This window comes from Gluconobacter oxydans (assembly GCF_006539685.1).
Classification (GTDB): domain Bacteria; phylum Pseudomonadota; class Alphaproteobacteria; order Acetobacterales; family Acetobacteraceae; genus Gluconobacter; species Gluconobacter oxydans.
In genome coordinates this window covers 1-8493 of the sequence record NZ_BJNM01000050.1, presented here as the reverse complement: position 1 = coordinate 8493, position 8493 = coordinate 1, and the positions used below count along the sequence as shown (strand labels likewise).

The following is an 8493-nucleotide window of genomic DNA, read 5'->3' as shown; positions in this document are numbered from 1 at the left end:
AGGGCCTGTTAGGCCTTGAATGACAAAACGGGCTGCATAGCTGTTTATGATGCTGCCTGGTCCGTCTGGGAGCCTTTAATCGAGAAGGTCCGTCCGAAGGGCAAGACCCCACCGAAAAATCTTCGACGGACGATCTCCGCGATTTTCTGGCGTCATCAGAACGGCGCGAAATGGCGCGCCCTGCCATCTGAGTTTGGTCCCTGGTGGATTGCGGCACAGTTGTTCATTCGATGGTCGAAGCTTGATGTGTGGCAGCACCTCTTTGAAAAGGTAAGAGGCGCGGACCTGGAATTGGACATAGTCTTTCTCGATGGGACGACGATCCGTGCCCATCACAAGGCGGCCGGGGCCGCCAAAAAAGGGGATACAATGAACGCCGCAGAGATCGTGAGGCGCTTGGCCGCTCACGTGGAGGCTTTGGCACCAAGGTCTGCGTAGCCACGGATGGACATGGCTGGGCATGGCTGGGCATTGTCCTTCACACTGTCGCCCGGACAGGCACATGAACTGCCATCCGCTTATGCCCTGCTCGACGACCTGCCACACCCACCGACCTATGTCGTCTGTGATCGCGGATATGCTTCGCATAAATTCCATGAATATCTCTGGGACCGGGGATCTCGTCCTGTCATTCCGCCAAGGAAAAATGGTCCAGAAGTCGCCTGTCCCAAATGGGCTTACAGACACCGACGCCTGGAAGGTTCGAAGAACCCTTATTTGGTAAGGTTGGCTCGTATTTTTCGAGTTTTGGCGTACTGATTGATGGTTTCTGCGATGGCATCCGATCTGCGTTTTGAGCAGAGAGAAGGCTTCCTGCTCTGGATTGCTATGCTGTGGCACTGATCCGTTCCAGAAAGAGGAACTGAACCGCGCCGGGATTGGCGGAGACCTATTCACCTGAGAAGAAGGTCTGATGAGCAATTCTGTGAAGAAGTTTTCCCCTGAGGTTCGTGCCCGCGCGGTTCGACTGGTTCTGGAGCATGAGGGCGAACATCCGTCGCGTTGGACGGCTATGGTATCGATTGCTGGCAAGATTGGTTGTTCGGCGCATACGCTGAACGAATGGGTCAAGAAGGCAGAGGTTGAGACTGGTAAGCGGGCCGGCGTTCCGTCTGAGACTGCGGATCGGCTCAAGGCGCTGGAACGCGAGAACCGCGAGTTGCGGCAGGCTAACGAGATCCTGCGCAAGGCATCGGCGTATTTCGCCCAGGCGGAGCTCGACCGCCCCTTTCGGAAATGACAGCATTTGTCGATGAGCACCGCGCGGCATACGGGGTCGAGCCGATCTGCAAGATGCTGCAGATCGCCCTGTCAGCCTACTATGAGCGGTTGCGCAAACGACGCGAGCCAGGCCGAAGATCGGTTCGAGAACAGCGTGATGCCGAGTTGAAGCCGGAAATTCTGCGGGTTTTCTCGGAGCATTTCGGTGTCTATGGCGTGCGCAAGGTCTGGCGTCAGCTTCTTCGCGAGAACATCACGGCCGCTCGCTGCACTGTGGCCAGGCTCATGCGTGATCTCGGTCTGCAGAAAGGTGGTCTCCGTTTTCGGACAGAGGCGTAAGCTATAGACCGTCCTGAGAAAGGACAGGTTTATGAGCAAGCTTACATGGAAGAGGTATTCGGCCGAGTTCAAGGCGCGTGTTGCATTGGAGGCGAGCAGACGATTTCCGAATTGGCGTCGAAGTATGGTGTGCATCAGACGATGATTGCCTAGTGGAAGCGCCAGGCCATCGAGGCCATGGCGGCGACTTTCTCCCGTCAATCCGGCGTCCAATCTTCAGAACGTAATCCATTTACCCGAGTAAATTCCCGTATATTTCCGGTTATAACGACCAGTCCTTTGCTCCGGGCATGCCCCGCAATCATTAAGTCGTATGGTCCGATAACACATCCATGGGCTTCCAGATCAGCCCTAATTTCTGCTGTATGTGCTGCCGCATCATCGTCAAATGGCAAAACAGACAAACGCGCAGCAAAATGCTCTACCTCACGTCGGATTTTTGCCGGATTTTGAGATTTTTCCGCCCCATAGAGGAGTTCGTAAAGCACAACATCTGAAATACAGAGGGCCTCGGCGTTATCGTTGAAACGCTCGCGTAAGCCCTTTGGACGGTCACGCAAGACGCGGATACAAAAATTTGTATCGAGCAGATAACGTAGCATCAAAAGCTTTCGCGTTCCTGCATTGCAGGTTGATTGCGTTCAGGTAACTCAGTGCCGGAGGACGAAAAAAAATCATCCCATGCGGCATGCGCGGGCGCAATAATGCGTCGTACGCCATCGGGAATGATCACGACGTCCTTCAGACTAAGGTCAAAGGCAACAGCCTTGGGAAGCCGTACAGCCTGAGAACGGTTGGAAAGAAAGAGAGTTGTGCGGGTAAGCATGGCATCCTCCATATGGGATATACTGAACGTATATCCATAAATTGATCTGATACCAACAAAATTCGTTCAGCTTTAAATTCGACTATTTTCCGTCCCTACCCCTGAAACCAACGTCCATAACGAACATCAAAATATACGACGGCTTTTTATCTTTTTCCGTCGAGATCAGACCTGCCCCTCTTCTCCCGAAGAAGATTAACCATAGTATGTTTCATACTCCTTAAGATTCATTCCAATCCGATAGGGCCCTTCGAACAGATCCCCGAGGGCCAGACGCCGTCGCAACGTCAGACGGCGTTGCGCCAGGTGATACATCCGGTCGTGCAGCAGATGGCAGCGCTGACAGAGCGCACGCAGATTGCGCCACCGGTTGCTGGTGGGGTCGTGATTCAGATGAGCCGCTGCCAGTACCACTTTCGTCTGTCGCATCTGCAGATGCTCAATCAGGTCGGGAGGGGCCACCCGCCTGCCCCGGCCATTGAACCAGTGTCCTGTTTCCGGATGCTTCCATCGACCACCCGGCAGGACCTGAAGATGATATCCATGCGGCCGGCCGCAGCGCTGACAGACACCCCCTGCCCGCTCGAACCGCACCTGCCGGCTCAGTTCAGGCCAGTTGGGAGGGTAAAGCGCTTTTAGTTCCGGTCGGATCGGCATTCCCGTGTCCTATCACACAATCATAGTTCGATAGAGACCTCCTGCAGGTCCTGATCCCCGAGGTCGCGGATCAACTCCACTGACAGTGCGTTCCGAACTCTGGCCGACGACACCGAAGCGGCCTTATGCTCTTGACCATGACGTCTCCCTCCCCCGATCCCGTCCGTCTGACCGAAGCCCTTTTCTTCCAGAGCAGCGGTCCTGTGTCCCGGACGACACTGGTACGTGTCTTGGGAGAGGACGTGGAGATCGCCCAGATCCTGAGCGAGGTGGCGAGGCGTACCAAGGGGCTGGGGTTTGAACTCGTCGCGGTCGGAGACGGGTGGATGTTCCGCACCGCTCCCGATCTCGCAGAGGCCCTGAGAAGTGTACTGGAGAGGCCCCCCGAACGCCTGCCCCGCGCCGTGCTCGAGGTGTTGCTGCTGATTGCTGCGCGTCAGCCGGTCACCCGGCCCGAGATCGAAAGCTTTCGAGATGCGGCCCTGCCTCAAAAGACCCTGACGCTATTGCAGGAAAAAGGCCTCATTCGCAGCGTCGGTCGTAAGCCGGTGCCGGGCCAGCCTCAACTCTGGGCCACGACCGAAACCTTCCTTATCACCTATGGCCTGAAGTCTCTCACCGAACTGGACCCGCTCCTCGAAGGTTTGAGAGGCCCGCTATAGGCCGTTATGGGCTCTTTCTGCAGGATTTTTTGGACAACTTATCGTTTATCTAACACGTGGTAATGTTCTCTTACCGCGTGTTAGATCAGGGTTGCCTTAATTGCTGTCTCGCGGCAGACTTATTGAGTGTTTCAGAGGGAAGATCACCGGCATGACAGTCCCGACAGAGCCTGCAGAGCGTCTTTCCGAAGCACCCTCCCCCGCCTTGCAGAGTGCTCTGGACGCGGCAAAGGACAGTGCCCGAGCGGCAGCCTATGCGCCCGAAACCCTGCGGGCCTATGCCCATGACTGGCAGGCCTTCTGTCACTGGTGCGACGAACACGACACTCCCGCACTTCCGGCCGCCCCTCCTGTCGTCGCGGCCTGGCTGCACAGTCTGGCCCCGCACTTCAGCCGCTCGGCCCTCAACCGTCGACTGGCGGCCATCGGCTATCAGCATCGCATGCGGGGGCTGGAGTGGAGTTCTGGCCACGCCGCCATCCGCACCACCCTGCGCGCAGCAGGGCGTCTGTATGGCACGCCCCAGAAACAGGCTGCCGCCCTGACCTCACAGGAGCTCCGCAGGCTCGTCGCCCCCGCACAGGGCAGAACCGTCGACACGCTGGCGGATCTGCGCGACCGGGCCCTTCTGCTGATCGGCTTTGCCGGCGCACTACGACGTTCGGAGCTGGTCGCCCTCACAATGGAGACCGTCCGGATCGTCGGCACCGGATTGAAGCTTCATATCGCCCGCAGCAAGACTGACCCCGAACAGCGCGGCGAAGAGGTGTTTCTTCCCCGCGGCAAGCATCGCGAAACCTGCCCGGTTCTGACTCTGGAGCGCTGGCTGAAGAAAGCCGAGATTACGGACGGTCCTCTCTTCCGGTCGATCAACCGCTGGGAACAGGTCGGACGCGATGCGCTGCATCCGGATGCGGTCCGGCAGATCCTGCGGCGTCGGGCCAAGATAGCGGGACTCAAGGTTCCCTCCGGGGAACGCCTCAGCCCGCATGGGCTACGCGCCGGCTTTGTCACCGAGGCCTTCCGGGCCAATGCCCGTGATGAGCAGATCATGGCGCATACTCGCCACCGGGATCTGCGCAGCATGCGCCGCTATGTCCGTCGCGCCCGCCTGGACCTGGACTCTCCCGCCCATCTTCTGGATCTGTAACCGGTGCCACAGACTACGGCTGAGATCATCGCCGACATTGATGCGATGGTCGCACGCCTGGAGACCTATCGGCTGGAGCTGGAAGCACGACCAGTGGCGCACGGCTACAGTGAAACGATCTCGACCGACGATGAGGACCCGGAGACCGGCTTTCGTCTTCCTACCCGTCCGACGCTTCCCCGCCGTGCCCCCAGGCCACCGGCGAGCGGCACGACGTTTCCAATCTCGGGGTCAGGGCTTGCAGAACCGGAGACCCTTCCCGCTCCGCCCCTTTTCAGTCCCCAGCCGGACTGGCTGGCGCATGTCCTAACCGTCACCGGGCCAGAGGCCGTGCTGGGTCAGTTCCAAGCGGAAGCGGCTGGCACTGGCCGTCTGTCCTGGGGGCCGGATGTCAGCGATCCCGAAGATCTGGGCGGGATCCTTCCTGCCCAGGACGCCCGGACGACCGCTTTGATCGACCAGATTGTCCAGAGCCAGAGGGGACGTCTCGCCAGTGAGGCCGGATCGGGCTCCGTTCCGTTTGACCTCAATACCCTCTGCCCCATGCCTCTGGGTCTTCTCGCCTTGGGTCCGGCCTCCCCCACAACACAGGCCTGGCTGTGGAAACACTGGGGAACCTCGCGACCGCTGCAGCAGGTCGAAGTCATGGAGGGGCCTCCGAAAGAGAACACACTCTGCTGGAGCGTCTCGTTCTGGTCCGCCGACTGGACGCCCTGGGCCGCCCTCCAGGCCATTGCGACCCGATGGCCCGACCTCAGCTTTTCCATCCGCCCGCTTTACGATGTCTGAGGCACCGTTTCTGGAGATTGGAGCCTGGAAGGGTTCTCTGGACGCGCTGCTACAGGCCGTCCGCCGTCATGCCGTAGATCTTCGGACGCTTCCGCTAACAGAGCTGATCGACCGGTTTTTAGCCTGTGTGGAGGACGGCTTGAGAGACCGTCCTCTCGAAGAAACGGCAGACGAGCTGGTGCTGGCCGCGACGCTTGTGCAGATGCGCTCTGCCCTGCTGCTCCGCAGCGAAACGGCCGACCACTGCGCCGCGCTCTCAGCCGCCGAGCACATCCAACGAGCTCTGATCCGGAAAGACACACTCCTGAAAGCCGTAGATCTGTTTGAAACTCGCCCAGTGCTGGGAGAAAGCGTCTTCGGGCGCGGGAGCGTGATCCCATCGCCTTCTGTCGCTGAGACAGCCTCTTTGATCCTCACCCGGGATCTGCTTGACGCGCTTCTGGCTGTTTACCGTCGGCGGGCTTGGCTGGTGCCTGAAGAGCGTATTTTCCGGCCCTCATCTCCGCCCCGTCTTTCTGTTCAGGATGCCGTCGCGTGGTGGCAGCAAAAGCTTCGGCAACAGCCAGAGTGCACGTGGGACCTCATCGAGGGCGTGATGAGTCTTTCTCCCGGAAGAGGCCCTCAAAGCCTTACCCACCGCAAGGCCGCGTGGGCTGCTCATCTATCGGCAGTTTTGGAGCTTGAAAAACGAGGAGAATTGTATCTTAGACAGTTGCTTCCGCCAGGAACATTTGTAGTTGGTCATCCCTAACCAGCTATCCCGGCAAGCTGATTATCGCGCTCAGAAGATTCAGAAATATCTTCGATATCTTACTGAAATTATGACTGATTTTATCCTACATGTAGAAATGGGTATTAGAATCAATATGTTGGGTTCTCTATTCAAAAGGTACGATGGGAAGTTTTTTTGCACCGGCGCGCCGCCAACTTATTGTGCCACTCAGTTGTTTGGACTCTTCTCGCTCTATCTCCCTCGCCATCCTCTTTCACACCTTTTGGACTCTTCTCGCGCCCTCTTGGACTTTCCTCGCGCATTGCTGAGAGCCGTAATCCACAGCGATTTGAATTTAAAACAGTTATCCCTTGGGATCTTCTCGCTCATTTCTTGGGCTTTTCTCGCTATAATAGCGGTTATCCCTTGGACTCTGGTCGCACATATCTAATAGATATATCTAATAATCTTCCTAGAGCATGCGAGCAGAGTCCAAACCACCGCGAGTAGGGTCCAAGAGAATTCTGTGGAAAAATCGCCGCGAGCGAAGTCCAAATTGACACCCTATCACCAGCCATGGAAAGTCACGTTCATGGGTGAAATACACAACCTTCTTGAACGACATGGACTCCATGAAGCTCGGCGACAGGCGTCTCTCGATGGACAACTGAGCCGTGTGTGTGTCGATGCTGCTCATGAAGTATTAAGTGATGAAGCTTTACAGATTGGCATCACTCATTCTGGCTTTGCGATGGCAGCTCTGCCTCATAAAAAAACTGAAGAGACCGTGTGGGAACGTGAAGGCGGAGGAATCAAGCTTCTTATTGAAAGCGGCTTAAACGACGACAAGACTCCCGTCGGTATTCCATACGGCTCAATGGCTCGTATGATTCTCCTCTATTTACAAACTCAAGCAGTAAAAACACAATCACGTGAAGTCGAACTTGGATCTTCCATGAATGCTTGGCTTAAAGTGATGGGAATTACTGTTGGTGGGAAAACTTATAATTCTGTAAGAGACCAAGCAAAAAGAATAAGCCAGTGCAGACTGACATTTTTTCGCGTCCAAAATGGCGCGAAGATGGTTAGTAATGGAGCATTTGTACGAGACGCAATCTTCCCAATTCAGGAAGATGAAAATCAACCTTCGTTCTGGAGAGAAGTTGTTCGTTTAGACGAAAGTTTTTACGAGAGCCTGATTGATCATCCTCTTCCACTTCGGGAGGTAGCGATCCGCCAAATATCCGGTAAATCAAAAGCGATCGATACATATATTTGGTTGGCTTATAGGCTGCATATACTTAAAGAACCAGTATCTATCTCCTGGCATGCTTTCAAAGGGCAGTTTGGACCGGAATATACGCGTATGCGTGACTTTAAACGTGATATTACGGCCCCATTAAGACTAGCTCTCTCTGTTTATCCAGAAGCACACGTAGATGTTGATATGGAAAAGGGGTTGATACTATATCCCTCCCCTCCTCCAGTACCAGAACGGCGTATATTAGGCCGTTAAAGTATATATCTCAATGCGGAAATAAATGATTTGTATATAAAACTTACTCTTTACAATGAATTAAATATTCATTGTAAACCCATTCCAGAAAATACAGAAGAGACCTAGTGTTACTGTTTGGGGGAAACAACAAGCCATTTGGATAAAGCGTGTATCGCCTCAGAACCATCTGAAGAGTTATCACTTGCCCAAGCAATAAAGCCATCAAGGCGAATGAGTAGGGCATAAAGCCCCAAACACTCCTTCGTATTGCACCCGATGTACGAAAGCTGATCCTGATAGCAATCAGCAAGTTTTCGCAGAGAATCACTCCTACTGCGATCAAGCAGATCGGCAACCGGCCATCTATCACGTTGATAACTATCCATAAGTCCGGGGTCAGCATCATCACGTATGGTCAAAGCCAGCTTCCAGCCAAGATTCATGGCGTCCCCGAGACCGAGATTAAGGCCCGGTCGGTCCAGGTGGTCGCGAGGTCGAGCATCGTAACCTCGACATGAGTGCCTGAGACGCGCTGCAGGACTGCCTGAATGTGATCGCGTGTGATCGGCTGACCCCGATAGCAGGCTCCGCCATCGAACTCGACCATCCTGATCATGTCGGGCTGGTCGAAGATATAGG

General features: G+C 55.6%; 9 protein-coding genes, 4 pseudogenes and 1 other annotated feature. Of the genes and pseudogenes, 8 read left to right on the top strand and 5 right to left on the bottom strand.

Annotated elements, in window-relative coordinates; genetic code table 11:
• Nucleotides 1-36: 36 nt before the first annotated feature.
• The 3 pseudogenes from GOX01_RS13240 to GOX01_RS11810 form a co-directional block, all read left to right on the top strand.
• Nucleotides 37-696: pseudogene (locus tag GOX01_RS13240) on the top strand (IS5 family transposase); the annotation flags it as partial.
• 217 nt (nt 697-913) lie between these two features.
• A pseudogene (locus GOX01_RS13235) lies at nt 914-1527 on the top strand (IS3 family transposase); the annotation flags it as partial.
• Nucleotides 1195-1311: a sequence feature (AL1L pseudoknot), on the top strand. It overlaps the preceding pseudogene by 117 nt.
• Nucleotides 1528-1591: 64 nt before the next feature.
• Nucleotides 1592-1710: pseudogene (locus GOX01_RS11810) on the top strand (IS3 family transposase); the annotation flags it as partial.
• Nucleotides 1711-1757: 47 nt separating this feature from the next.
• On the opposite strand, the gene vapC reads toward GOX01_RS11810, so the two are convergent.
• The 3 genes from vapC to GOX01_RS11795 form a co-directional block, all read right to left on the bottom strand.
• Nucleotides 1758-2162: a type II toxin-antitoxin system tRNA(fMet)-specific endonuclease VapC gene (gene vapC / locus GOX01_RS11805; RefSeq protein WP_081107024.1), complete on the bottom strand. Its 405-nt coding sequence runs from the start codon at nt 2160-2162 to the stop codon at nt 1758-1760.
• The gene (vapB, locus tag GOX01_RS11800) at nt 2162-2386 is read right to left on the bottom strand and encodes a type II toxin-antitoxin system VapB family antitoxin (RefSeq protein WP_062268901.1); all 225 of its coding nucleotides are present in this window, start codon (nt 2384-2386) and stop codon (nt 2162-2164) included. The genes vapC and vapB overlap by 1 nt, the downstream gene beginning before the upstream one ends.
• Nucleotides 2387-2581: 195 nt before the next feature.
• On the bottom strand, nt 2582-3043 hold the full coding sequence (locus GOX01_RS11795) for a hypothetical protein (protein WP_062268884.1): 462 nt from the start codon (nt 3041-3043) through the stop codon (nt 2582-2584).
• Between the two features lie 137 nt (nt 3044-3180).
• Here GOX01_RS11795 and scpB point away from each other — a divergent pair, with 137 nt between their 5' ends.
• From scpB to GOX01_RS11770, 5 genes are all read left to right on the top strand, one after another.
• Complete coding sequence (gene scpB / locus GOX01_RS11790) at nt 3181-3705, top strand: SMC-Scp complex subunit ScpB (protein ID WP_228119343.1); 525 nt, start codon at nt 3181-3183, stop codon at nt 3703-3705.
• 151 nt (nt 3706-3856) lie between these two features.
• The gene (locus GOX01_RS11785; RefSeq protein ID WP_062268888.1) at nt 3857-4855 is read left to right on the top strand and encodes a site-specific integrase; all 999 of its coding nucleotides are present in this window, start codon (nt 3857-3859) and stop codon (nt 4853-4855) included.
• 3 nt (nt 4856-4858) lie between these two features.
• The gene (locus GOX01_RS11780) at nt 4859-5644 is read left to right on the top strand and encodes a hypothetical protein (protein ID WP_062268891.1); all 786 of its coding nucleotides are present in this window, start codon (nt 4859-4861) and stop codon (nt 5642-5644) included.
• Nucleotides 5637-6395, top strand: a complete 759-nt coding sequence (locus GOX01_RS11775; RefSeq protein WP_062268893.1) for a segregation and condensation protein A — start codon at nt 5637-5639, stop codon at nt 6393-6395. The genes GOX01_RS11780 and GOX01_RS11775 overlap by 8 nt, the downstream gene beginning before the upstream one ends.
• 553 nt (nt 6396-6948) lie before the next feature.
• Nucleotides 6949-7872, top strand: coding sequence for a replication protein RepA (locus GOX01_RS11770; RefSeq protein ID WP_081107026.1), 924 nt, complete (start codon nt 6949-6951; stop codon nt 7870-7872).
• A gap of 110 nt (nt 7873-7982) precedes the next feature.
• Here the strand turns inward: GOX01_RS11770 and GOX01_RS11765 are convergent, their stop codons facing one another.
• Nucleotides 7983-8297, bottom strand: a complete 315-nt coding sequence (locus GOX01_RS11765; RefSeq protein ID WP_081107025.1) for an aromatic-ring hydroxylase C-terminal domain-containing protein — start codon at nt 8295-8297, stop codon at nt 7983-7985.
• Nucleotides 8294-8493 (bottom strand): annotated as a pseudogene (locus tag GOX01_RS12920) (hypothetical protein); the annotation flags it as partial. The gene GOX01_RS11765 and the pseudogene GOX01_RS12920, both read right to left, overlap by 4 nt.